The sequence below is a fragment of the Bacillus sp. C-3-6 genome (assembly GCF_054509685.1).
This window is the reverse complement of record NZ_CM137247.1, coordinates 2,497,840-2,521,564: the sequence shown is the minus strand read 5'-3', so window position 1 is coordinate 2,521,564 and position 23,725 is coordinate 2,497,840. Positions and strand designations below refer to the sequence as shown.

Below are 23,725 nucleotides of genomic sequence, written 5' to 3'. Positions count from 1 at the left end.
AAAAAGCCAAACTAATCTTGTATTAACAAGGTTTATTCACCTTAACATATGTTATTATGTATAATACATATGTTAAGTAAATTCAGAATAACGAGGCAAATATTATGGACTTTGTTTATATTAATCAAAACGTATTAAATAATCTTCTATACATTTTATGTAGTATATTTGTTTTTTATTTCATATATGATAGCCGGCACTATTTAAAGAAATATAAAATACTACTGATCACCCTTTGTTCTAGTATCCCGCTTATTTTATGTATGCGATACCCTATCTATATGGATGAAAGTTGTATTCATGATTTAAGACAAATTCCGGTCATAATAGGTACGCTTTATGGTGGATTCCCTGTCGGTATCATATTGTTTACAATTTTATTAATTACAAGATTTATATTTTATGGCTTTAATATGCTGACAGTCGTTGTTTACGGAATAATGTTCATCGTTACAGCACTCGCATCTTCAAAATTTAATACATATAATAGAAAGCTTAAAGTAGCTTTTTCCATGTTTTTAACCTTTTTCCTAGCAATATTTACAACTGTAATTGTATTAACTTTATCAGATTTTGAAGTGAATAATTTGTATATTATTTATTTCATGGTATTACCGACTACTTTAATGTTATTTATTGTTTATATAAATGAAGTTATAAAAGATGCTGTATTAATGCGCTCAAAATTAATTAAAATGGAAAAAATGGAGATTGTTAGCCAACTCGCTGCAAGTATATCGCACGAAGTAAGGAATCCTTTAACGGTTGTAAAAGGATTTACACAGCTTTTAAAAACACCAAATTTAACTCCTGAATCAAGAGACGAATATATTAAACATATACTTGAAGAGTTAAATCGTGCCCAAGAAATTATCGATGATTACTTAACGTTTGCCAAACCTGCTCCAGAAAAATTAGATCAAATTTCAGTAAAGCAAGAGTTAAATCGAGTTATTAATATGATATTGCCATTGTGTAATATGAATACGATACATATTACACAGGATTTTTCTGAGGCAACCATTGTTGGTAATAAACAGCACTTTCAACAATGTTTTTTAAACTTAATAAAAAACAGTATTGAAGCAATGCCTAATGGTGGTACCTTAAATATTTCCTCATCTATCAATAATAGTAAAGTTGAAATACGAATTGAAGATAGCGGAGTTGGCATGTCACAGGAGCAAATACATCGATTCGGTGAACCGTATTTTAGTACAAAAACAAAAGGAACTGGTTTAGGTACGATGGTTGCTGTTAAGATTATTGAGACGATGCATGGAAGTTTAAAAATCCGAAGTATCGTTAGTAAAGGAACGACTTTAACAATTACGTTCCCGAAATATAGTAAGCATACGCATTTAAACAAATAAAAAAGGAGCATAGTTGCTCCTTTTTTATTTGTTTCGATACATAAGTATCTTCAATGTTTTTTTAGTTTACATTTGTGAAGACTAATTAAAAATTAGTATCCTCCGCCCCAGCAGCTGCATCCTACAATTATTAATAGAATGAATAACACAACTAATAAAGCGAAACCTCCACCAAAACCACAAGAACCACCGTAACTCATATTTTCTCCTCCTTTTGGTTTGAAAACTAATAGGTAGTTGATCATTTTAACTGGTTCGTATTATACATTATGTGTATATCCCTTTTTTGAGCATGTCTACATAAAAATAAGTAAAAGCACTCGTTTAAAGAGTGCTTTAAAATGGATACCAAAAGTTTTGAAATACGTTTAATTTTAAATATACCGCAACAATGAATATGAAAACACCGGCAAATAAAGCGATGAAATCTTCACGTTTCGCCTTACTTGTATAAAACCATGTACGTTTATCCTTCTTTCCAAATCCTCTTAAATCCATTGCATTTGAAACCGTATCTATTCTTTCTAGAGAATGAATGATTAGTGGCCAGAAAATTAAAACACGGTTCTTCATACGAACCCATAAACTTGCTTCTCCTTTTTCAAAAGCCACTCCTCTCGCTTCTTGCGCGTGTTTAATAATTTTATACTCAGACTGGATGTCAGGAATATAACGTAGTGCAATATTTATTGCATATGTAATCTTATAATGGATTCCAAGTTTACTTAAACTACTTACAAATTCGCTTGGATCTGTCGTGTATATAAAAAGAAGTGTAAATGGTAATAACGTAAAATACTTTAATGAAAGTGTAGCTGCATAAAATAATGTTTCATATGTAATCGTTGCATATCCAATATGTAAAAACGAGGTATATGATTCAGTTAATTCAGATCCATGAGTTGGTGTAATAAATAAAATCATGACAGAGTTTAATAAACTAAATGTAAATATGACACTAAAAACAATTAAAATTTTATGAAATGGAATTTTAGCAATGCTGAGTCCGATACACCCGATGATAAATAGTATTAGCAACACCCGAAAATCAAAAAACAAAAAAGTAAGCGTCATACAAAAAATAAATAAAAACAATTTCACTACCCCATCCATACGATGAAAATATGTACTATGCACCTTCCTCCCTCCTATTACTATCTAAATAAAGTTCCATAAATTTTTCCGGACATGCAATCCCACTAAATTTAACAAGCTTGGTTAAAGAACTCTCTCTTAAGTTAGCTATTTGTAACGTTTCTTGATCACCAAATACATTAGACACTGTATTATCCGCAATAATTTCCCCTTCATGTAGAACTACTGCACGGTCTGCATATTCTAGTGCGAGATTCATATCGTGAGTGATAAAAACAAATGAAATACCCTTCTTAGCTAGTTTTTTAATAAACGACATAAATTGTTTATAATGATAATAATCTTGTCCCGCTGTCGGTTCATCTAATATGATAAGCTTAGGATTTGTTGTTAATATAGATGCGATTGTTAATCTCTTTTTTTGCCCATAGCTTAGTGCTTGAATTGGCCAATTACGAAATGGATATAAACCACAAATTTTTAAAGTTCCTTCTACTCTATTCTTAATTTCTTCCTTAGAAAAATTATGTAATGTTAATGTAAATGAAACTTCTTGAAAAACAGTAGGCTGTGTAATCATATGATTTGGATTTTGCATCACGTAAGATATGATTTTCCCACGTTTACGAATAGACCAAGAACTAATATTTTCACCTTCTAACAAGATTTTCCCATTTTTTATTTTGTTTATGCCTATAAGACTATGAGCTAATGTGGATTTCCCTGCTCCATTATGTCCCAACAGTGCCACAATTTCTCCTTCATATATTGAAAGGTTTACATTTTCTAATACTTTTTGTTTATTAGGGTATGAAAATGATAAATTCTCCACTTTAAGTAATTCCTTGTTTTTAGTATTACCTTTTAATATGACTTGTTTCTCCATCCACTCTTTTAGAACGTTGCCTATCTTTTCTTTTTGAAGGTTTTCCATTGGATATATTACGTCATTATTACGATCAAAATGTAATCTCTTTAATGCTTCGATGTAAATAGGCTCTCTTAAGCCAATACGTGGCAATATATTTGACGCTAAGATTTCTTTTGGTGTTCCTATTGCAATGACTTTACCTTCATCAATTAATATAACTTTGTCTAAATCCAGCTTTAAAATTTCTTCTATCCTATGTTCGATAATAACAATCGTTTTATTATATTGCTCATGTATATCTTTCATAAGTTCTATCGTATGTACGGCGCTTAGTGGATCTAAGTTCGCTAACGGTTCATCGAACAATAATATATCCGCATTTGTTGTTAATAAACCAGCTAGAGAAACTGTTTGCTTTTGACCTCCTGATAATTCATGTGGACTTTGTTTATGAAACGTATGCATCTTCACCTTTCTTAATGAGTCCGAAACAATCTTTTTCATATCATCTTGCTTTACACATTCATTTTCTAAATAAAAAGCTACATCTTCTTCTACTGTCAGACCAATAAATTGAGCATCTTGATCTTGCAAAATTGTTCCTACCTGCTTACTTTGTTCAAAAATACTTCCTTCCCTCGGGTCTTTACCGGCAATTAAAACGTTACCTGTACTAGTCCCTTCGTAAGAAAATGGGATTAGCCCATTTATACAATGAGCTAATGTCGACTTTCCTGAACCACTTCGTCCAGCAATTAGTACTTTTTCCCCAGGGTATATATGAAAGGTAATATCACTTAAAGTAGGCTGCGCAGCATGCCCATATTGAAAGGTAAATTGTTCAAACGAAATAATTGGTTTCATGTTAACATCCCTACTCTTCAATTTTTAAATGTGTATGTTTCTTATTAGATTTTGCCAAGCCAATTGTAAGTGGCAATCCAACTACTAAGAAAACGATAACATCGGAAATTGTTGCTCCTAATACTTGTATAACAATTTTGTCAAATGGTTCTCCCATCACAATAATATCGAATGCCCCAGCAAATATAATAGCAATGACAATACCAACTAACCCAGTAATTGCTAAATAAGAAATATGCCCCTTGTTAAACGACCCGTTTTTTACACTAAAACCAACTCTTTTTTGAATAAGACCCATCGAAAAACCAATAATCCCTGAACTAATAACCCAGCCCCACCAAATCCCCCATCCAGCAATCGTATCTGTTACGGTATGACCGATAAGTCCGATTAAGAGTCCTGCCAATGGACCAAATAATGCTCCAAAAACAGTTAATATAGCTAATGCTGGTTTAATAAATGTATTCGGTGCAATAGAAAATCCCCAAAGTCCTAATATCCCGTATAATGCTGCTCCAATACCGATTGCTACTACTAACTTTGTTGATAATTTGTTCATTACAATTCCCCTCTCATATTAGTCAACTTTTATTACTCTATATTTAATTTAAAAATGAATTATGCATCTACACTCCCTTTCTATACAACAAAAAATGACCTCTTATATAAGAGGTCATTTTCTTTCACGTTCAAGAATCCTCTTATCTTTCAAAAAACACAACGTGTCCTCTGCGGAATTAGCACCTTCCTATAAAATTACATAGGGGTTGCTGAGGTTTCTTAGGGCCGTTCCCTCCACCTCTCTGGATAAGTATTAATTTGTAATTCGTATTATGGCACTAAAGAATGTAAATTTCAACACTTTTCTTACTATTTTTATTTTTTGTTAAATGGCGCATTTAAATCATTGTATTCTTATCGGAATTGTGAAATAATGAATTCAAAATCGTTTCGGGAGGAATGCATTATGAAAGTGATTGGTTTGATTGGAGGATTAAGTTGGGAATCTACATCATTATACTATAAACATATTAATACGCTTACACTCTCTCAATACGATCAAAATGCGAAGCTAATTTTATATAGTATGGACTTTGGTGAAGTAACTACTTTATTACAAAACCATCAATATGAAGAAGTGAAAAATGAACTAGTTACAGTTGCAAAGAAAGTTGAAAAATCTGGGGCTGAATGTTTATTAATGTGTTCAAATACTGTACATCTATTTGCTGAGGAGGTAGAACAAGCAATATCTATCCCGCTTCTTCACATTGGTGATGTAAGTGCTAAAAAAATGGTAGAACAGAATATAAAACGTATCGGACTATTAGGAACAAAACAAACGATGGAGCAAGATTTCTATAAATCACGATTAGCGAAATATAACATTGAGACAATTATCCCCAATGACGAGGAAAGAACTTTTATCCACCATGTCATATTAGATGAATTAAGTAGAGGGATCATTTCAGAAACATCTAAAGAAGAGTTATTACAAATTACAAAATCATTAATTCAAAATGGTGCTGAAGGTATATTATTAGGCTGCACTGAAATACCTTTACTCATCTCCCAAAATGATCTCACTGTTCCCGTTTTTGATACTGCTTTTTTACATGCAAATACTGCTGTGCAATTTGCTGGATAAGAATATACAAGCATAAAGGTGAGAACCTCTATGCTTGTATAAAGTTATGACTATTTATCCTGCTATTTGCAGGCAGTAAAGCCCCACCAATTAAATTTTTACTTTATTTAAAAGAGATTCAATAACTGCAATTGCTTCTTTTGAACCACCACATTCTAAAAAGCTATCATTAAGTTTTCTTATACCATGTTTATACTTTTCATTTGAAAGAACATCTGTTACGGCCTCTTTTAAAGTGTGTACATTAACATGTTCTTTCAATAGTCTATGTGCCGCTTCAAGCTCAGTTAATCTTTGCGCTATCATAGGCTGATCTTTATCATGCGGTATTATTACAAATGGGACATTATAATGAATGGCATCGTGTACGCTATTCATACCACCATGTGTAATAAAAACATCTGCTTCATTTAATATTTCTGATTGAGGTACGTATGGAGCAATTATAAAATTATCTGGCGCTTGCTTTATTTTTGAAATATCATTTCTATCACCAATTGCCATTACAACTATCCCATCAAAATCTGAAAAAGTATCAATACAAGTATTAAAGAATGGTTCGAGTCCTTCAAGCAGTGTTCCCATTGAAATGTAAATAACTTTCTTTTCTTTAAGTGATTCCAGTGGAAACTTTATATTTGTTTTACGCTTTGAAATACTCGGTCCAATAAAAATGTTATTTTCCCCGAACGATTCGCTATTAGGTTGAAAATAACGACTTGTGTATACGAGACAAACATCACCCTTATTATTCATAAATTGAAGATTATTCTTTGGTTTTACTCCAAATTTATGTTCCATCTGATTTAGTAATTTTTCAGAGACTTCCTCTGGTTGGAATGGCATCTCTGCATTTGGATGAAAAGGTAATGTCTTCAAAAATTCTGGCGGAATTAAAAATATAGGTGAGGACACTACACCTGGAACTTGTAAATACTCCTTTACTAACTCTCCTGCGCCAAATATATCATAAATTACGAAATCAAAATTTATACTTTCACATAATTGTTTCGTAATTTCTAATATATATAAAGAAGTTTGAACATGCACATGAAAGAAAGCATTTAATCCAGATGAAGTTTCAGCATCAATAGAAATCTCTTTTAATAGATCCGGATGAGTATGTACAGTAGCTCCTAAATCTTCAATTCTATCCTTAAAGTTTGCCGTTGTAATATAATGTACGTGATCCCCTCGTTCAGTAAAGGCTTTTACTAAATTTAATGTAGGGTTTACATGTCCCTCTGCTGGAAAATTAACCACTAAAATATTTAGCACTTATTCCTCACTCCTTATATTTCACTGTTTTAATTAAGCATACTGTTATTTGTACATGTAATCGTCCCCTAATAGTCCTAAAGTGCTTGTTACATTATGTTGATAAATAATTTTCAGCCATCAACAAAAAAAGCATCTACCTATGTAGATGCCTAACCGTGATAAGGAGTGTTCTGTGAGGTTAGAACAAGCTTTTCTGCTTGTCCTATGCTATCAATATATGATTTATTTTATAAAATGTGAATCGTTAATAGAATTATTTTAGCCCATTAAAATAAAAAAAGAGTTATTAATAAATATAATCTCAATTATTATTATGTATCTACATATGTTCCTCCAATATTTTAGAATAAACAGCTTCATATATACCTCATTTCCAATCTATCCCCAGATAAAAACGCTTCTAGTTCACATGAATGCTAAAGACGTTTCGTCCATTTTAATTCTCTTTAGAGTTATCTGTTTTTGGCGCTTCACCAGTTAATCGCTTATTTTTCAAATCAAAATAAGCATCTAAAACTTCTTTTCCAATATCGGAGTTAATGCCCGATTTATCATTTTCAACCCACGGTACTACAACAGAAAATGCTACTTCTGGATCATCATATGGCGCATATCCAGCCAATGTTAAGTTATAACATTCTCTACGATCACCTTTCGCATTTCGCCCAATTTCATTTTCTCCACCATATACAGTTTGTGCGGTCCCTGTTTTACCAGCTGGTTTATATGGTGCTTTTTGGAACGCTCTTACTCCCGTTCCATCTCCTTCTTGAAATACTTTTCTAAATCCTTCTTTTACTTGATTAATATATTCTTGTTTCATATCGATTCTATTTAAAACAACGGGTTCTATTGATTGTACTACTTTACCAACCTCATCTTTTTGAACGGTTTGTTCTCTAATTTCTTGAACAATTTGCGGTTTCATTCGATACCCTCCATTTGCGATAGTCGAAATATATTGTGCAAGCTGAAGTGGTGTATACGTATCATATTGTCCAATAGAATAATCTAATAAGAAACCAGGCTGATTATCTTTTCTTCCAATTTGTCCTGCAGTTTCATTTGGTAAATCAATACCAGTTTGTACGCCTAATCCAAATTGCCTGAAATAATACCTCATTTTATCAAAATATTCTTGTTTAATATCTAGTGAACTATTTTTCACATAATCCACTCCAGCAATTTTTAATGCTATATTAAACATATAAACGTTTGAAGATACTTGTAACGCTCTTAGATCGTCTATATCACCAAAATTTTTCCAAGACTTCTTCTCCTTAGTTCCTTTAAACTTCATAGGTGCATCATAAAAATGTGTTCCAGGAGTTATTGCATTTGTTTCAAACCCTGTTAACACTGTCGCACCTTTAACCGTTGATCCTAGCTCATAAGAACTAGTCAGCGTGCCTAAAGCGTAATCTTCTACTTCCATTTTCCCATCTTTTTCTACAAGCTTTTTCCCAGCCATTGATAATACTTGACCATTTTTGGGATTCATCATTACTACGAAAGCACGGTCTAACATTGATTCTGATCCTTTATATTGTTTTAATATTTTTTCTATGCTCTCCTCTACTTTTTTTTGCAATTCCATATCTATTGTTAAAGTTAAATTTTTACCGCTTTTCCCTTCAGTAACAGTTTCCGTTCTAATAGTATTTCCTTGTTTATCAGCAATGCTTCTTACTTCTTTTTTTGTACCATGAAGTACATCTTCGTATTGCTGTTCGATATAACTTTTGCCGACCCTATCATTTCGACTATAATCACGCACTAAATAATAATCTAATCTTTCACGTGGCAATCCTTCATCAGCATTTGAAACGTTACCAAGGACAGAACGGAATAGACCATCATTTACATAGATTCTCTCCCAATCAACTGATGCATCTACCCCTGGGAGGTTCGCTAAATTTTCACTAATCACCGCATATTCCTGTTCACTAACGTCCTTTTTAATAATTTGAGGTGCCATTTGAAAACCTGAGGTCATTTTACTTTTAATAGCTAACACTTCTATATCTTTAGCTGTTAGTTCTTGAAGATTTTTATCTGTAACGCGCTTTCTTTTTAAATCTTCTATTTTCTTGTCTAGCTCTTTTCCGGTAATATCCTTATTTCGGAACTTATCTATTTCTTTTTTGGATACTAAGTCTTGAGCAAGTTCTGGATTTAATTGCATCCAAAAGTCTTTCTTATCAGTCTCAGTTAACTTATCTATATCTTCTTGTGGCATTTCAATAATATCTGCAAGTTGTCTTGCTGATTTTAATATTTCTTCTTGTTTTACACCTTTCACCTTTGTATATGTAATCGTACGTAAAGACTTATTATCAACTACTGGATTTCCTTCACGATCAAATATTTTCCCACGTGGTACAGAAAGGCCCACGGTTGCATTTTCTCTCTTCTTTAATTCATTTTTATATGTTTCTCCATCAAAAATTTGCACTTTCCCTAACTGAATAATAATGCCAGAAAATAATAAAAATACACAAAGGAATAAAATATTTAACCGGAGAGGTACTACTCTACCACTTTTCTTCTCTTGCTTTTTCACCTTGTCATAATCTCCTCCTTACAATATTTCAAATAATAATCACATTTCTATATTAAAAGTAATGTACAATTTCTGTACATTGCTTTGTACAAATATTAATATAATGTTTAAAACTTAATAGAAATTAAAACAAAGGTAAAGAAAAGGTAAAGTTTACTAAATTAAATATAAAAAATACCCAATAACAAAAAGCTTAGTTTTCACTAATCGCTTTGTTATTGGGTATTAATTGATTTAAGAATTACTACTAGTGCGTATCGCTATACATTTGTCGTCACAATTAGAAAGAGATTGTTTATTTAGTACTTTCGGTAAGTAAATAGTTACTGTTGTCCCAACCCCAACCTCGCTCATGATACTAATTGTCCCTTGATGACTTTCAATAATTTTATAACTTAACATTAATCCAATACCAGTCCCTTTTTCTTTCGTACTATAAAAAGGTTCACCTAATCTCTTAATTCTTTCTTCAGGTATTCCTATTCCTTCATCTATTACATGAATAATGACACCATCATCATTTATTTCTTTTATGTGAATTGAAATTTCCCCACCATTTGGCATAGCTTCGATTGAATTTTGCAAAATATTAATAAATACTTGTTTCAATTGATTTTCTGAGCATTCAATAATTATATCTTTGTCACCCGTAAAAAGTTCAACTTGAATATTTGTCATAATTGCTTTTGTATTCATTAACGATACGACATTTTTAAAAATTTGATAAATATTTTTCTTTTCTGTATTTATCTCATCTGTTTTAGCGATTGATAGAAATTCTTGTAGGATTGCTTCTATCCTTTCAATTTCAGAAAGCATAAGATCAAAATATCTTTCTTGATCTTCTTTATTAATTTGGAATAACTGTATAAAACCTTTAATTACAGTTAAAGGATTTCTTACTTCATGAGCCACGCCAGCTGCTAATTGACCAATTGCTGCAAGCGTATCTGATTTGTTTAACAATTCTTCTGTCTTTTTTCGCTCTGTAATGTCGCGTACAATAATCATAATTTTATCACGTAATAATGGTAAGCACCTAGCTTCAAAGAAATCAATACTTCCATTAAGTGTGAGTGGATATTCTACAATTACATTCGTTCCTTTTTCCTTCACTTGATTAATGGCTTCCTGAAACTGCTGTGCTACTGAAGATGGTAATACTTCGTAAAACTTTTTTCCCATAAAAGCTTCTGCGGGTACGTAAAACTTCGTAGGAGATCCTGCCTTGTAATCAATAATCGTGCCATCATCTTCTGTTAAGAAACATAAATCTGGTAAAGCTTTAAAAATTAATTCCAGTTCAGATGTTTGTTGTTTTAACTGCTCTTCTATCGCTTTTAAATGCGTAATATCTACACCAACAGCCCAATAACTATATCCTGTTACAGGAAACTGTTCTGATATATTCGACCACATTATTGTTTTGATTTCACCATTTTTACATGTTAAGTGCATTTCCCAATCTCTGAAATTTTTTCCACAAGTTAAAAATTTCTTTTGTATTTGATGGCGATAATTATGATCAGGATACAATAATTGCAGTGCATTTGGATTTCCAATTATTTCTTCAGCGGTATAACCTGTTACGATTTCGCATTCTCGGTTCCACAAAACAAAATCTCCATTATAATCAAGCGCATCGACCATAACAGGCATGTTTTGTAAAATCGTATGTAGTTCCTCCTCTTTCCGAGAAAGCAACGTTGTATTTTTACTTTGAAATACCTTTATTGCACCATCTAAAATTAAACTTGAGAGCATTTCAAAGTATTTTTGACAACTGAAAATTTCACTTTTTTTGGACCATACAACAAAAGATCCTAAATGTTGATTGTATAAGAAAATGGGGATTTCAATCTTTGGAAGTTTGCTCTTTTTTATCTCATTCATTCCGAATGAAAAAACACACTCTTTTTCAGCATCAAGAAGTTGATGTGATATGTTAGTTAATTTATAAAATTGTTCTGCCATGGTTTCTATTGTACTCACATCAATAAGTTCCATTAGCCGCGAATTCATTCTTTGTTCACCTCAATATGTAAAATTAATACAAATCTAAAATTCATACTTCTCCATTATACGAAGAAAGCTAGTGTAGGTATATAGCTGTAGAATAATTATTCGAACAAATTTTATTTTTCAATTAAAACAAGAAAAGAATATATTTCGTTCATTCCTCATTTATTGTCTAGGTAACTTGAATTCCTCCTTACATTCACTGAATTTTCACTTGAGAGTCATACGCATCACTAATAGCGGTATAAACATGCAATAAGTATAAAGTTCATAAAATATTCACAATTTTTATGAAAAATATACACATTTATTCCAATATATTCTATATAATAAAATGTAATAAGGCTTCTATGAATCTCATAGAATACCTTACCCCTAATAAAAAAGAAAAAAGAATCCATTTGGATTCTTTTTTCTTTTTTTAATTACATTACATATTTATATAAAGCATGTGCCACACCATGTTCTTCATTTGATAACGTTGCGTATTTACACATTGCTTTTATTTCTTCAACTGCATTTCCCATTGCAATTGATATATTCGCTTTTTCCATCATAGAAACATCGTTTAGTCCATCACCTATCGCTACAGTGTTTTCAACCGGAATATTAAGATGTTCTGCTAAAGTATATAATCCATTCCCTTTTTGAGCATCTCGATGATTAATCTCTAAATTGTGCCAATATGAAGATGTAATTGCTAAATCTGTATTATGAAGAAATGTTCCTTTTAGTTTTTTTAATTTCTCAATATCATAAGAAAATGGTAATAGTTTATGCACATGTATATCTGTTTCTACAATTGGTTTACAACTTTCCGCACTATGAAACGCTGTATGCTCAAGATATAATGCTGCGATTGTTTCTAACTCTTTCAAGTCGAAATTTTCTTTTGAATTCTTCACATACTCAATTTCATTACGTACACTCTCTACTCCATAATCTGGTACATACACACCTTTATCAGTATAAAGCTGATAATATAAACCATTCTCTTCAAGATATTCTACAATTTCAAGTGCCTGCATATTTTGAATTGGATATCTCTTCATCATTTTTTTATCTTTATATATAAGAGCCCCATTTTCCGCAATGATTGGACACTCTAAATTAACTTCTAACAATAATCGCTCAATGTCAACAATAGAACGTCCTGTACAAATTGCTACAACATGGCCAGCTTCTTGACATGTTCGAATTGCTTCTGCATTTTCTTTACTTATCATTTTATTCCCCGAAAGAAGAGTTCCATCTAAATCAATTGCGATTAATTTCATTATTTCTTCACCACTTTCTATAAATACACGAGTTCTAACTAATTATTAGGTATCGTTTCCATACAATCCTCGTGAGGTACTTCTTATTTATAATTTATGAAAAGCGTTTCAGGTCAAGAAATAATTAAAAATAAAATCCAAAGCTTTTCTTTTTAAAAAAGCTTTGGATTTTAAACTATGAATTATAACTAATGTATTTTGTCTCACACATGTACACGTTTTTTTCTTCAGTTGGGATATATACTTTAAACTTTTCTAATCGTTTTCCATAGACATGAATCGTAATAACGCTTTCATTTTTGCTAATTTCAAGAATATGACAATCTGCTGGTGGAATTACTTTATCAGTTTCTCCTACTCCCAAATAAAGATTTCCTGTATGTGTTAAATAAACAAGTGAATTTCCAAGTTGTTTCGTTTGTATAAAGTTCTGCACCATTATCCTTCCTGAAAAAACGCCTTCAACTCCCCATGTGCCATCATGATCATGTAAAGGTGTAGATTGTCCATCTTTCCATACGAGAGCTAGTACTTCAAAACGTTTGAGCGGATCTTCATACAATAAATGTCTTGCATATTGGGTCAAATTGGCCTTCTGTTTTTCTAACGGAAGCCATGTTTTCTTTTCTAAAAGTTCTTCTAGTAATTTTTCAATGCCACACACTATTTCTTCTTCAAATAAACCGTTTTCCATAAGATCTGTAACACCTTTAATAAACTTTTGAAATGATTTACTTCCATTACAAGTCAACATAAGAATCCTCCTCTACGTTTTATACAATCCCATATTAAGGTAATTTCCGAAAACTCACAATTGAGAAACAAAAAAAACAAGATGCAAATGTATGCACCTTGTTAAGATTTTTATTTGGCTTTCAATCGAATAGGTAAGTATTTTAATGTTTGTTCATTTTCCAATATACATTTTTCTAAACAGAAAGATGGAGATAGCTCTATTTTTTCAAAAGCATTTATAAAGGTAGTTAATGCAATCTCAGCTTCTAAACGTGCAAGTGGTGCTCCTAAGCAAAAGTGAGGACCTTTCCCAAAGGTTAAATGCTTTTCATTTCCTGTTCGATGTACATTAAATTGAGAGGCTTGTGAAAATTTTTTCTCATCTAAATTCGCTGCACTAACCCACGCAACAATCATCTGATTCTTTTTCATGAAAGGACCAAATATATTTGTATCCTCTGTAATCCTCCGGGCCAATGTAACAGGAAATCGATAGCGTAATACTTCCTCAATCGCTTTTAAAATTAAGTTAGGTTCTTTTCTTAACTCTTCATAAATTCCAGGTGAATCTACTAAAAAGCAATAAAAGCTATTAATAATTAAATTTGTAGTGGTTTCATTCCCAGCCGCTAGTAAACCTAATGAAAAGGTTACAATTTCTTCATCGGTTAATCTTTCGCCTTCATATTCAGCTCGAATTAAATCAGAAATGATATCATCGGTTAAATGATATCTCTTTTCCTGAACAATCGGTAGAAGGTATGCTTTGAATTCATGTAATGCTATCCCTTTCTCGGCATCCAGATCATTAAACTTTTCTTTACTATACGGCATAAATAAAATATCAGACCATTCTTTAATTTTTTTACGATCTGTTGTTGGGACTCCTAATAAATCGGAAATAACGGTAACAGGTAAAGGTGCAGCAAACTGTTCAACGATATTAACTTCACTACATTTTTCGATATGTTGTACAAGTTCATCTGCGATAGCCTGTATTCGAGGTTTCCACTGTTCTAAACTTCTTGGAGTAAATGCCTTAGAAACAATGGAACGTACATTACGATGTTCTGGTGGATCTGTAGAGTTTATATTTATTCTAGTTTCTAAAGGAGGGATTGAGAATTGTCTGCGCTCCCTTCTACTTGAAAATAAGCGATAATCTGATAAAACACGATTTACATCATCATATAAAAAAACATTCCATACATCCTGCTCTTCATCATAATGAACTGGGTGGTTATCCCTCATCAAACGATACCATTCATATGGATTCCATAATTCTTCTTTTGTTTTTAGCTTTGAAATTTCATGAACTAAAATAACATTTTCAGGTGAAGCCATAGTTCTTTCCTCCCTTTTCTTTTACAATAAAAGTGATAGGTCGGCAGTCCAAAGTTGTATAAACTATCATATGTTATTTTAACATATACCAAAGGGGATTTTTCATTAGAGAACTTGAGAAATATATAAGGGGGATTTTTATGTACGTTGACATTTTACTACTAGCAGAATTAACGACAGGACCAAAACATGGATATGAAATTAAAAAAAATGTTCAAAATCGTTTAGGTGAAAATTTCGAATTAAATCACAACATGCTTTATCCAGCCCTTCGGCGCTTTGAAAATATGGGTGCTATAACGAAAAAAATACATAAACAAGTCGGAAAACCAAACCGAAATATGTACGATATAACAGAAACAGGAGAAGAAATTTTTTCTGAAATGTTACGAGAGTTTCCCGAAAAACTTGCGACAAACAATACAGAATTTCTTGTTCGTATTGCGCTATTTGAAAAACTTGACTATGAGGATAGAAAAGAGATTTTGACTGTACGTCAAAACGTACTACATAATCAGCTTACTGCTATTCAGTCTCTAGATGTTACCTCATCTTTTATTACTGAAGTCATTGAATTTAGTAAATCACGAATTGAACATGAATTGAGTTGGATTACATCACTTATGAAAAAAATATGAAAAAATAACAAGAAAAGTTAAAAACAATGAATGAAAATGATATTTATTATCAATACTATAATTAATAAAAGGGCAACCACGATTTGGCTACCCTTCAAACATTTACACTTCTGGATCGAAAGTTTTGCAATCTGTTTCTTCCGTTGTAGATGCATGTTTACCTTTATGACTTACTACGTAAATTGCCTCTGCACTACATTTATTACCGTTCGCCCAAAATTTACAGTTATTCACTTCACATAAAACGTCTTGTGCCATAGTATCACACCTCCTTGTTTCTATTATCATTAACAAAATTCGGAGGTATGATACTCTTTGTCATGCATTTTTATTCCCTTTTTAGCTTTCTTAATGGTTCAATATCTCCTCGTACAATCACATCTATATTTTCAGTTATTTTTTTAATGTCAAAATGCCACCATTGAATTTGTAATAATTCTTCTATTATTTCATTTGAAAATCTCTCTTTTATTTTATTTGCTGGATTTCCACCAACAATTGTATATGGTGCGACGTCTCTAGTCACAACAGATTTAGCTGCAATAATTGCACCATCTCCTATTTTTATTCCGGGCATAATAGTTGTGTCCATACCAATCCAAACGTCATTTCCTATAACCGTATCGCCTTTGTAAGGTAAATCAGACAAACTAGGTGTATACTTCTCCCACCCATTTCCAAAGATATTAAATGGATATGCCGAAAATCCATCCATCCGATGATTCGCTCCGTTCATAATAAAGTTAACTCCAGATGCAATACAACAAAACTTTCCAATAGTAAGGCGATCCCCAAGAAATTCATAATGATGTAATACTCGATTTTCAAATGTTTCTCCATCTTTCGCATCATAATAAGAATAGTCACCAACAATTATATTAGGCTTTGTTATTGTATTTTTTATAAATTGAACGTTTTGATTTCCTTCAATAGGGTATTTAACATTTGGATTAGGATTCATTTTGTACAGCACTTCCTTTACCACTTATTTCACTTTCTACCGCTATTACTGGCTTTAAATTGTATATAGGTAAAATAAACAATAATCCAATTATAAAAAGTAAAGCCGTCCCTTCATACATCATACTTAATGAAAACATCTCTTTTAATGAGCCAGCTATACTCATCGTTACTACCATTGAACCGGTAAAAAGCGGACTTAAAATACCATTTACACGACCTATAAAATCAGTATCGCTATTTTGAATAATAAGTGTATTAATACCAATTTGGATACAAGGAAGAGCTAAACCACTAAAAAGCTGCGCTGTAAGTGTCACCCATAAATTTGTAGAATATCCTATAATGCCAATACCAATTGCTTGACCAAGCATACCGATAATTAACATCTTTTGCGGAGCAACGTTTTTCGCAAATACCATTGCTAATGCTCCGCCAACAATCATTCCCGCACCATTTACTGTTAGTAGCCACTGTAAACTCTCTTTTGATAATCCTAACTGCTCAGTCACAATAAATATACCTAATGGCTGAATTAATCCTATACCTAGTCCTGCAGCCATAAAACAAAGCCCTAGCAATGTTAATGCTTTTTTCTTTTTGACATACTTAATACCATCCTTCATCTCCTGCAACAGAGTGATACCTTTCTTTTCTACGTCGTTTTCAAGATCTTTCGGAAGGAATAACAATACAACTGCCGCAAGTAAAAACGAGATACCTGTTATGATGATTGAAATATAAATTCCAAAACTATGAAAGATAAATGTCCCTAGTATTGGTCCTAATACCATAAATATTGCAAATATCGTTTGATATATAGACATTGCTAATTGAATTTGTTCCGTTGATAAATGTTGTTTAAACAATTTCATTCCAGATGGTTGTGAAAACTGTGAAAGGATTGCAGAGATGAGTGTCACAAAAAACACAATTTTCCACGTTCCAAACATAAGCGTAATTAATACAGCGAATACTGAAATGGAACTTAACGTTTCACACCATATCATTGTCTTCTTTGGCTTCCACCTATCAGCAAAAGTACCGCCAATAAATGAAAAAATAAAAATTGGAGCGAATTCAGCAACTGAAATCATCGAAATAGCAAAAGCATCACCTTTTGTCATTTCCATTACATATAGTAATACCGCAAAGTTTCGAACCCATATTCCTATTTGTAAAAATAATGCTGATGCTAAAATCCCTTGAACAAACCGATTTTTTAATACTTGTGATACCCCATTGTTTTGTTTCGTTACTACATTTGTCGACATAAAAAAGCCTCCTATTTCATGTTCTGAACAGGAGGCAGCACAAATCATATAAAAAGACTATATATTCGCAGAGCGAAATACATCCCTTTTCTATAAATGTACAGACTAACCCTATTCAGAAGAATATTTCGTTTTTTAACGAAGATCTCTTACAAATAGAATTAGTTGATCATTGGGATGTCTTCACCCTTCCATTTCGAATTTAAATAACACATACATACTCTATGTAAATCATTTTCGATGTATGCATGTCTCCTTTTAACTATTCTAGAAAGTTAAAGGCAATTCCTCTAAAGAACGCATTAAATAGTTACCTTGCCATTTAATTTCTTCACGATTCCCTTTTATTTTTAGTTCAGGCATTCGATTAAACAAATTAGTAATAGCAATCTTTGCTTCTAACCTCGCAAGTGGAGCTCCTAAGCAGAAATGGCTACCATGACCAAACGCAATATGACGATTATTTTCCCGAGTAATATCGAATACTTCTGGGTTTTCAAATACAGTTTCATCACGGTTTGCAGAAGCTAAGGCAATGACAACCATATCTCCTTTTTCGATTGTTCGGTCGTGAATTTGAAAAGGTTCCGCTGCCCATCTTGCAGTTGTAACCTCAACCGGAGAATAATAACGCAATCCTTCCTCAATAGCCGAATCAATTAGTTTTGGATTATCTTTTAATAACTGTAATTGATTTGGATTTTCAAGAAGTGCTAATACCGTATTTGTAATTAAATTCACTGTCGTCTCGTGTCCTGCTACAATTAGTAGCATTATCATTGAATATAGTTCCCGAGCGCTAAGTTTATGCCCTTCACTCTCTGCAAGTATTAAAGCACTCACTAAGTCTTCTTTTGGCTCTTTTCGTTTAATATCAACTAAATATTGAAGATATGTAATAAACTCAGATAGTTGTTTTTCGGTCTCTTTTATTTCTTCAGGTGTTTCTGGTGATGCAATAACAGCATGAGACCAAATTCTAAATTTCGCTTGATCTTCTTTTGGAATACCGAGCATCTCACTTATTACAATAATTGGTAATGGAAATGAATAATCATCCACAAGATTTAATGTACCTTTTCGCTCTATATCACTTATCAAATCATCTGCTATTCTCTCAATTCTTCCGTCTAATTGTGCAATCATCTTCGGTGTAAAAGCTTTTTGAACTAAAGATCGTAAACGACTGTGGTTAGGTGGATCTGAATTTAGCATATGTGTTGTTAAGTGGTCACTATTATCAACGGAAAGATACATGTTCTTTATATCTTGAGAAAACACATTTGTCCAATCTTTTTTTAAACGATTATCTTTTAAAAGTGGCAGAGCATCTTCATATCTAGTAATGAGCCATTCTTTACCGATTTCAACTTGGTTTACAAATAATATAGGTTGTTTTTTTCGCGATTCTTTATAAATTTCATACGCATCTTCTTTAAACTGAGCTGAAGCTAAATTAATGCCATCCTCTATGCTTAACCCAACTTTGTTTTTCATTGACATTGTATTCCCTCACTCTCATTTGTTTTTGAAAACCAACCAACATATGCATTATACTCTAATAAAAACGTGAAAATTGTAAATTTTTAATCAAAATCTTACTTCGTATATTGAAAAATAAAAAAGTGAGAGAGTAAAATCGTTTCACTCTCCCACTTCTCTTTATGCGAAGCACATAAAATTACTAATTTGTTGATAGCGATAACTTACTTTACGACGACGACCACCTTGCCACGTGTAACCTGACACTCCATTTCTTCTCACTTCAGTCGGAAAAAACCATAAGTCCCTTCCGAAAGGACCAGGACGATGTAAGCGTAAATAGCCCCATCTTCCTAGACAGTTACACATCCATGATTTCATATTACCTGGTTGTGCCGGAGAAGCAAATGTAGACGGTAACGACGGCGCCTGTGACGGTGGTGGTGACGTTGGAGCATCTTCCGCATCATCTGGTCTGTAATCTTCTTGTTCAATATCTCTCACTTCATTTGTAGGTTCATACCCGTAGTCATGTGGATTATAATACATCGCTTGATCATATGGATAATTTTGTTGGTTATACATATTAACAAATCACCTTCTTTTCATTCATTACCTTTACCATTCATATGTGATATGCCCTCTATGGGAAGCTTATGTATAGCCCAAATTCAACTTAAAAAGCTCGTATTATTAAAAATACGAGCCTTTCAAAAATAGAATGTGTTTATTATTTCCTTAACTTCACACTATAAAAACGCATTTCATCTAACGAACCTTCAAATTCAAATACTTCTTGTTTAATTAATTGTTTTAAGCGATATTCTAAGAAAGTATCTCCAACCAATTGTTCAACAAGACCAAGTGCTTCTCCAATTACTCTAAGAGCTTTGAGGAACTCTCGATCAGCACCCACACTTTTCGCGCATTCAATTATAAATTGATCAAAATAATCTTCTTGTACAGAACGCACTTCATTTTCTTTCCACACTCTTAAACATTCTATGCTTTCCGATAATCTTTCCCACTCATTTTCAAGCTTCATGCGCTTCTCTTCAGTTAAATAAGGTAGCTTTATAAAACTTTTTTGGAATAGAGCTAAACTTTCAGGTGGTAATTCTCCCGTTCCACGAATATCATACTCTTGTTTTAATATTTCTCTACTTGCTTCAGACGTATTAATAACTCGAATGTTTTTCTTATCCTTTAATTGTGCCATTACAAAACTTAAGCCTACATGTTCATGTGCATTATCAGCCTTCCAAATTGTAATAGGCGTTTCAACAGGAATAGTATGTAGTTCTTCTATAGTTGCTATAAATCTTGATAAATATTCTTCTTCAAAATAACTATCATAAGCAGTTAAGTTATTTATTAACCACTTCTGTCTTGCTAGTTGCCCCTCATTCGTATGCAACTTATATATCGGTCCAATTGAAAAGAATTCCGAAAAAGCAACAACACTCTCTTCAAATAATTCTTCTTGACTCAACATATATTTTAAGCAACCAGCCGTTGAATCATCAAAAGCAATATGTACGTGCGTACTTTCTTTTACATTCCTTTTATAAGTAGGATTACTTGTTAATTGTTTCGGAATATCCATCAAATTTTTAATTGTATCTTCACTATAGTTTTCTTCTAATAAGTTTAACTGTATGAGAATACTTTGAAGTAAATCTTTAGCCTCATCTTCGTACATATCCTCTACAGCATTTTTAATTTTATCTATCACACAAATCCCTCTATTCATTTCAAAAATAACGTAGATTATAGTGTATCATTTTAGTATAGTTCTTTAAAGTCAAATCCAGATTGCTACAGCAATCTGGATTTTCAACAAAAGCTCTCCTTATATTTTTGAATTGCTAAATATTTTTTCTTTGAAAATCCTTGTATCTAAATGTATAATTATATAAAAACAAAAATATAGGAGCTATATTTATGGATAAAGTACTTACAAATTATAAACATTACTTAAAAAATTGGAGATTTATATTTATTTGCATACTACCTGCTACTGCCTTATTCGTTACTTTCGATGTCATCTTTGAACTACTGTTTCATCAAAATTTCTACTTATCTAACTTAATTTCTGCTATCATATTATTTTTAATATTTATTAACGTTAAAGATAAATTTAAAATTAAAGGCTAAAAAAACACTATTTCAAAATAGCCCTTTATTATTGCATCCTACTATAAAATAAGGCTCGTAGTAGATTTTCATAAAAAATAAGAGCACCCTGCAATTGGATGCTCTTATGTGATTAGAGGTTTTTTCTGAGTATTAAGTAGGACACGAAGATCTTGTCCTACTACATAATATATGCTTGTACTTATTATTTCGTGCATGTATTAAGCACCATGTTCAGGTACTTAATATATGCATAGTCATTGCTATAAAATTTACTCAAATATTTACTGTACGATTATCATATTTATAAATTAAAAAACATCCCCAATGGATGTTTTTTATCTAACATTTTAAGCTTCCATAAACTTAGCCGGTACACCAATTTTTTCAACTACAGAAGATATATTAGTAGGATTAATCATTACATTTTCAATACATACTAATTTATTTTCTAATATCCCATTCTCTGTAGTAATAAGTTCTTCAAACCGATCTAAAGTCATTGAGAATTTGTGTTCACTTCCACCATTCATACTAACTTTTACATACTTCATAGTGTCACCGCCTTTCATAATAATTTACATTTCGACAAGAATGCGCTTACATCCTTTTTATTTACTCTTAGATTTCTCACGTTTACATGTATTTTGAGAAAAGAAACTACTATTATTTATTCACAAAATTATTGTTAATAAGAAAGATAAAGATAACAATGCACAAAGTGGAATATATAAACCGGTATCCATTCTAGCAAAGTGCGTATCTTTTTGTCGTTTAAAGATACCAAAATAATTGAACTCACCAATTACTCTAATAGAAAAGACGATCATACAAATCCAGGAACCGACTTGAATAATAACATTAGGAACTGCAAAATGAACAATTTTTGCTTGTTGCAACAAAATTATTGCTGCCATACTTAATAATAATGCAATGACCAATGTCATTCCGGCATGAAGTGTAAACGCCTTTTCCCCTGCTTTAGTTGGAATAACACTATTTGTCCCCCAATTACCTCCGAAAGCCCAATATACATGTAAAAAACTAACTAAGAATAATATACTAACAGATATATATGTAATAATAAGCATTTTATCCTCCCCTTATTTTATTTAACTTCTTATCTATAAAATATGCTATTACCCTTTCATTAGCAACCTTCATTTAATTACATAAAAAACCCCGTAATGATTTATCAATATTAAGATAAGTCATTACGGGGTTATTAAACTTCATTATGCATTATACCTATTTCTTCGGCGTTCCATCCTTGTTTGACCTTGAACTGCATTTTCTTTGTATGGATCTATTTGCTCTGTCATTTCATATGTTGCAACTGGTTCTTCGTACTTATACTCATGGATCTTTTCTGGCATTTTACTTTTAGATTCTTTCCCACCAAACTTAAATAGTTTCATCTTTAATTTCGGCAATCTTGGAAGTCGAATCTTAATTGATAATCTTTTGCGTTTCTTTTTTGGTCCAAGTAGATTTATATTTTCTTTATTATCTTTCTCTTTGCGGTGAATGAACATCGCAAGTAATCCTCCTAATACAAGTCCTCCAATTAATAGTAATATATATACATAATGGCTTGTCATTAAACTCGTTATGCGTTCAAGTATGACTAACGACTGTACTTCTTTTATATCCCATAGTAAAGCGGCCCATAATGAGAATAAGCCCAAAGTAAGTCCATATGTACGAAAACGGAATAAACATGGAATTAACGCGACACATGCAGCAATTTTCGCATTTGCTATGATTGAACTTGTTGAAATATCCTGGTGCCAAATAACTAACAGTAATGTTATAAATGGCGCATACGCTATCCAGCTGCATATACGTGAATACATCTTTTTAGCAAAATAACTACCGAAACTAGTAAAAAATAAAAGCCCTCCAATATATATAGATTGTTCTAGAGGGATTTGCTTTGTAAGTCCTGCAATTGGAAAGAGGCCGCTCAATAGCATTAAGAGCACATCTAATTTCTTCACAATTCCCCATTCCTTTCAAATTTTTTCAATTAATAAAAATCTTTTTCCATATGATATAGTTTTTGTATTTCTAAAAAACATATTAATCCTGTCTGCACATAAAGTAAATATGTAAACGAAAAGATACTTGACAAAGGATATCCTTATTTACATAAAAAAATGACA

The 23,725-nt window shown here is 32.0% G+C and carries 23 protein-coding genes and 1 riboswitch; of the genes, 4 read left to right on the top strand and 19 right to left on the bottom strand.

Translation table 11 applies throughout. The annotated features are described in order from the left end of the window. Positions 1-104: 104 nt before the first annotated feature. Positions 105-1,373 carry a sensor histidine kinase gene (locus ACW0JX_RS12895; protein WP_016081432.1) on the top strand — a complete coding sequence of 423 codons (1,269 nt, stop codon included), beginning with the start codon at positions 105-107 and terminating at the stop codon, positions 1,371-1,373. A 92-nt stretch (positions 1,374-1,465) separates the two neighbouring features. On the opposite strand, the gene ACW0JX_RS12890 is transcribed toward ACW0JX_RS12895, so the two are convergent. The 4 genes from ACW0JX_RS12890 to ACW0JX_RS12875 form a co-directional block, all read right to left on the bottom strand. Then, entirely contained in the window at positions 1,466-1,573 is a 108-nt protein-coding gene (locus tag ACW0JX_RS12890; RefSeq protein ID WP_000120182.1) for a YjcZ family sporulation protein, read from the bottom strand. A 136-nt stretch (positions 1,574-1,709) separates the two neighbouring features. Then, complete coding sequence (locus ACW0JX_RS12885) at positions 1,710-2,510, bottom strand: energy-coupling factor transporter transmembrane component T family protein (protein ID WP_089171135.1); 801 nt, start codon at positions 2,508-2,510, stop codon at positions 1,710-1,712. After that, entirely contained in the window at positions 2,503-4,203 is a 1,701-nt protein-coding gene (locus ACW0JX_RS12880) for an ABC transporter ATP-binding protein (protein ID WP_459245758.1), read from the bottom strand. Before ACW0JX_RS12880 ends, ACW0JX_RS12885 begins: the two co-directional genes overlap by 8 nt. 10 nt (positions 4,204-4,213) lie before the next feature. Then, complete coding sequence (locus ACW0JX_RS12875) at positions 4,214-4,762, bottom strand: ECF-type riboflavin transporter substrate-binding protein (RefSeq protein ID WP_459245757.1); 549 nt, start codon at positions 4,760-4,762, stop codon at positions 4,214-4,216. A gap of 139 nt (positions 4,763-4,901) precedes the next feature. Continuing rightward, positions 4,902-5,017, bottom strand: a riboswitch (SAM riboswitch). A gap of 153 nt (positions 5,018-5,170) precedes the next feature. On the opposite strand from ACW0JX_RS12875, the gene ACW0JX_RS12870 reads away from it, so the two are divergent. Next, positions 5,171-5,851 (top strand): aspartate/glutamate racemase family protein, encoded by a 681-nt coding sequence (locus ACW0JX_RS12870; RefSeq protein WP_089171132.1) that lies wholly within the window; start codon positions 5,171-5,173, stop codon positions 5,849-5,851. Positions 5,852-5,941: 90 nt separating this feature from the next. Here ACW0JX_RS12870 and ACW0JX_RS12865 read toward each other — a convergent pair whose 3' ends face one another. The 6 genes from ACW0JX_RS12865 to ACW0JX_RS12840 all read right to left on the bottom strand — a co-directional run bounded on the left by ACW0JX_RS12865 (position 5,942) and on the right by ACW0JX_RS12840 (position 15,070). Next, complete coding sequence (locus ACW0JX_RS12865) at positions 5,942-7,129, bottom strand: macrolide family glycosyltransferase (RefSeq protein ID WP_089171131.1); 1,188 nt, start codon at positions 7,127-7,129, stop codon at positions 5,942-5,944. Positions 7,130-7,568: 439 nt separating this feature from the next. Further along, entirely contained in the window at positions 7,569-9,695 is a 2,127-nt protein-coding gene (locus ACW0JX_RS12860; RefSeq protein ID WP_089171130.1) for a peptidoglycan D,D-transpeptidase FtsI family protein, read from the bottom strand. A 234-nt stretch (positions 9,696-9,929) separates the two neighbouring features. After that, positions 9,930-11,717, bottom strand: a complete 1,788-nt coding sequence (locus tag ACW0JX_RS12855) for a PAS domain-containing sensor histidine kinase (protein ID WP_157676092.1) — start codon at positions 11,715-11,717, stop codon at positions 9,930-9,932. 422 nt (positions 11,718-12,139) lie between these two features. Next, positions 12,140-12,991: a Cof-type HAD-IIB family hydrolase gene (locus ACW0JX_RS12850; protein ID WP_459245756.1), complete on the bottom strand. Its 852-nt coding sequence runs from the start codon at positions 12,989-12,991 to the stop codon at positions 12,140-12,142. 175 nt (positions 12,992-13,166) lie between these two features. Beyond that, positions 13,167-13,745 (bottom strand): cysteine dioxygenase family protein, encoded by a 579-nt coding sequence (locus ACW0JX_RS12845; RefSeq protein WP_089171128.1) that lies wholly within the window; start codon positions 13,743-13,745, stop codon positions 13,167-13,169. Between the two features lie 110 nt (positions 13,746-13,855). Beyond that, complete coding sequence (locus tag ACW0JX_RS12840) at positions 13,856-15,070, bottom strand: cytochrome P450 (protein ID WP_000168009.1); 1,215 nt, start codon at positions 15,068-15,070, stop codon at positions 13,856-13,858. A gap of 140 nt (positions 15,071-15,210) precedes the next feature. Between ACW0JX_RS12840 and ACW0JX_RS12835 the strand changes: the two genes are divergently transcribed. Then, on the top strand, positions 15,211-15,708 hold the full coding sequence (locus ACW0JX_RS12835) for a PadR family transcriptional regulator (RefSeq protein ID WP_000289124.1): 498 nt from the start codon (positions 15,211-15,213) through the stop codon (positions 15,706-15,708). A 102-nt stretch (positions 15,709-15,810) separates the two neighbouring features. Here the strand turns inward: ACW0JX_RS12835 and ACW0JX_RS12830 are convergent, their stop codons facing one another. From ACW0JX_RS12830 to ACW0JX_RS12805, 6 genes are all read right to left on the bottom strand, one after another. After that, a complete protein-coding gene (locus tag ACW0JX_RS12830; protein ID WP_000046095.1) occupies positions 15,811-15,966 on the bottom strand; it encodes a DUF1540 domain-containing protein in 156 nt (51 codons plus the stop codon). Between the two features lie 70 nt (positions 15,967-16,036). Next, positions 16,037-16,669 carry a Vat family streptogramin A O-acetyltransferase gene (locus ACW0JX_RS12825; protein ID WP_089171127.1) on the bottom strand — a complete coding sequence of 211 codons (633 nt, stop codon included), beginning with the start codon at positions 16,667-16,669 and terminating at the stop codon, positions 16,037-16,039. Then, positions 16,659-17,942, bottom strand: a complete 1,284-nt coding sequence (locus ACW0JX_RS12820) for an MFS transporter (protein ID WP_000106403.1) — start codon at positions 17,940-17,942, stop codon at positions 16,659-16,661. The genes ACW0JX_RS12825 and ACW0JX_RS12820 overlap by 11 nt, the downstream gene beginning before the upstream one ends. Positions 17,943-18,209: 267 nt before the next feature. Further along, complete coding sequence (locus tag ACW0JX_RS12815; RefSeq protein ID WP_089171126.1) at positions 18,210-19,445, bottom strand: cytochrome P450 family protein; 1,236 nt, start codon at positions 19,443-19,445, stop codon at positions 18,210-18,212. Between the two features lie 159 nt (positions 19,446-19,604). Beyond that, the gene (locus ACW0JX_RS12810; RefSeq protein WP_000282680.1) at positions 19,605-20,009 is read right to left on the bottom strand and encodes a hypothetical protein; all 405 of its coding nucleotides are present in this window, start codon (positions 20,007-20,009) and stop codon (positions 19,605-19,607) included. 145 nt (positions 20,010-20,154) lie between these two features. Further along, positions 20,155-21,159: a DUF1835 domain-containing protein gene (locus ACW0JX_RS12805; RefSeq protein WP_089171125.1), complete on the bottom strand. Its 1,005-nt coding sequence runs from the start codon at positions 21,157-21,159 to the stop codon at positions 20,155-20,157. Between the two features lie 209 nt (positions 21,160-21,368). Between ACW0JX_RS12805 and ACW0JX_RS12800 the strand changes: the two genes are divergently transcribed. After that, positions 21,369-21,581, top strand: coding sequence for a hypothetical protein (locus ACW0JX_RS12800; protein WP_089171124.1), 213 nt, complete (start codon positions 21,369-21,371; stop codon positions 21,579-21,581). Positions 21,582-21,910: 329 nt separating this feature from the next. On the opposite strand, the gene ACW0JX_RS12795 is transcribed toward ACW0JX_RS12800, so the two are convergent. From ACW0JX_RS12795 to ACW0JX_RS12785, 3 genes are all read right to left on the bottom strand, one after another. Then, the gene (locus ACW0JX_RS12795; protein WP_000878369.1) at positions 21,911-22,114 is read right to left on the bottom strand and encodes a hypothetical protein; all 204 of its coding nucleotides are present in this window, start codon (positions 22,112-22,114) and stop codon (positions 21,911-21,913) included. A gap of 120 nt (positions 22,115-22,234) precedes the next feature. Then, the gene (locus ACW0JX_RS12790) at positions 22,235-22,651 is read right to left on the bottom strand and encodes a DUF3995 domain-containing protein (protein ID WP_089171123.1); all 417 of its coding nucleotides are present in this window, start codon (positions 22,649-22,651) and stop codon (positions 22,235-22,237) included. Between the two features lie 144 nt (positions 22,652-22,795). Continuing rightward, positions 22,796-23,560, bottom strand: a complete 765-nt coding sequence (locus tag ACW0JX_RS12785) for a DUF3959 family protein (RefSeq protein WP_048535392.1) — start codon at positions 23,558-23,560, stop codon at positions 22,796-22,798. Positions 23,561-23,725 lie beyond the last annotated feature (165 nt).

What these genes read in the sequence shown, in the direction of transcription:
- ACW0JX_RS12895 (WP_016081432.1), top strand. Translation starts at nt 105, where the DNA reads ATGGACTTTGTTTATATTAATCAAAACGTATTAAATAATCTTCTATAC.
- ACW0JX_RS12890 (WP_000120182.1), bottom strand. Translation starts at nt 1,573, where the DNA reads ATGAGTTACGGTGGTTCTTGTGGTTTTGGTGGAGGTTTCGCTTTATTA.
- ACW0JX_RS12880 (WP_459245758.1), bottom strand. Translation starts at nt 4,203, where the DNA reads ATGAAACCAATTATTTCGTTTGAACAATTTACCTTTCAATATGGGCAT.
- ACW0JX_RS12875 (WP_459245757.1), bottom strand. Translation starts at nt 4,762, where the DNA reads ATGAACAAATTATCAACAAAGTTAGTAGTAGCAATCGGTATTGGAGCA.
- ACW0JX_RS12870 (WP_089171132.1), top strand. Translation starts at nt 5,171, where the DNA reads ATGAAAGTGATTGGTTTGATTGGAGGATTAAGTTGGGAATCTACATCA.
- ACW0JX_RS12855 (WP_157676092.1), bottom strand. Translation starts at nt 11,717, where the DNA reads ATGAATTCGCGGCTAATGGAACTTATTGATGTGAGTACAATAGAAACC.
- ACW0JX_RS12850 (WP_459245756.1), bottom strand. Translation starts at nt 12,991, where the DNA reads ATGAAATTAATCGCAATTGATTTAGATGGAACTCTTCTTTCGGGGAAT.
- ACW0JX_RS12845 (WP_089171128.1), bottom strand. Translation starts at nt 13,745, where the DNA reads ATGTTGACTTGTAATGGAAGTAAATCATTTCAAAAGTTTATTAAAGGT.
- ACW0JX_RS12840 (WP_000168009.1), bottom strand. Translation starts at nt 15,070, where the DNA reads ATGGCTTCACCTGAAAATGTTATTTTAGTTCATGAAATTTCAAAGCTA.
- ACW0JX_RS12835 (WP_000289124.1), top strand. Translation starts at nt 15,211, where the DNA reads ATGTACGTTGACATTTTACTACTAGCAGAATTAACGACAGGACCAAAA.
- ACW0JX_RS12830 (WP_000046095.1), bottom strand. Translation starts at nt 15,966, where the DNA reads ATGGCACAAGACGTTTTATGTGAAGTGAATAACTGTAAATTTTGGGCG.
- ACW0JX_RS12825 (WP_089171127.1), bottom strand. Translation starts at nt 16,669, where the DNA reads ATGAATCCTAATCCAAATGTTAAATACCCTATTGAAGGAAATCAAAAC.
- ACW0JX_RS12820 (WP_000106403.1), bottom strand. Translation starts at nt 17,942, where the DNA reads ATGTCGACAAATGTAGTAACGAAACAAAACAATGGGGTATCACAAGTA.
- ACW0JX_RS12815 (WP_089171126.1), bottom strand. Translation starts at nt 19,445, where the DNA reads ATGTCAATGAAAAACAAAGTTGGGTTAAGCATAGAGGATGGCATTAAT.
- ACW0JX_RS12810 (WP_000282680.1), bottom strand. Translation starts at nt 20,009, where the DNA reads ATGTATAACCAACAAAATTATCCATATGATCAAGCGATGTATTATAAT.
- ACW0JX_RS12800 (WP_089171124.1), top strand. Translation starts at nt 21,369, where the DNA reads ATGGATAAAGTACTTACAAATTATAAACATTACTTAAAAAATTGGAGA.
- ACW0JX_RS12795 (WP_000878369.1), bottom strand. Translation starts at nt 22,114, where the DNA reads ATGAAGTATGTAAAAGTTAGTATGAATGGTGGAAGTGAACACAAATTC.
- ACW0JX_RS12790 (WP_089171123.1), bottom strand. Translation starts at nt 22,651, where the DNA reads ATGCTTATTATTACATATATATCTGTTAGTATATTATTCTTAGTTAGT.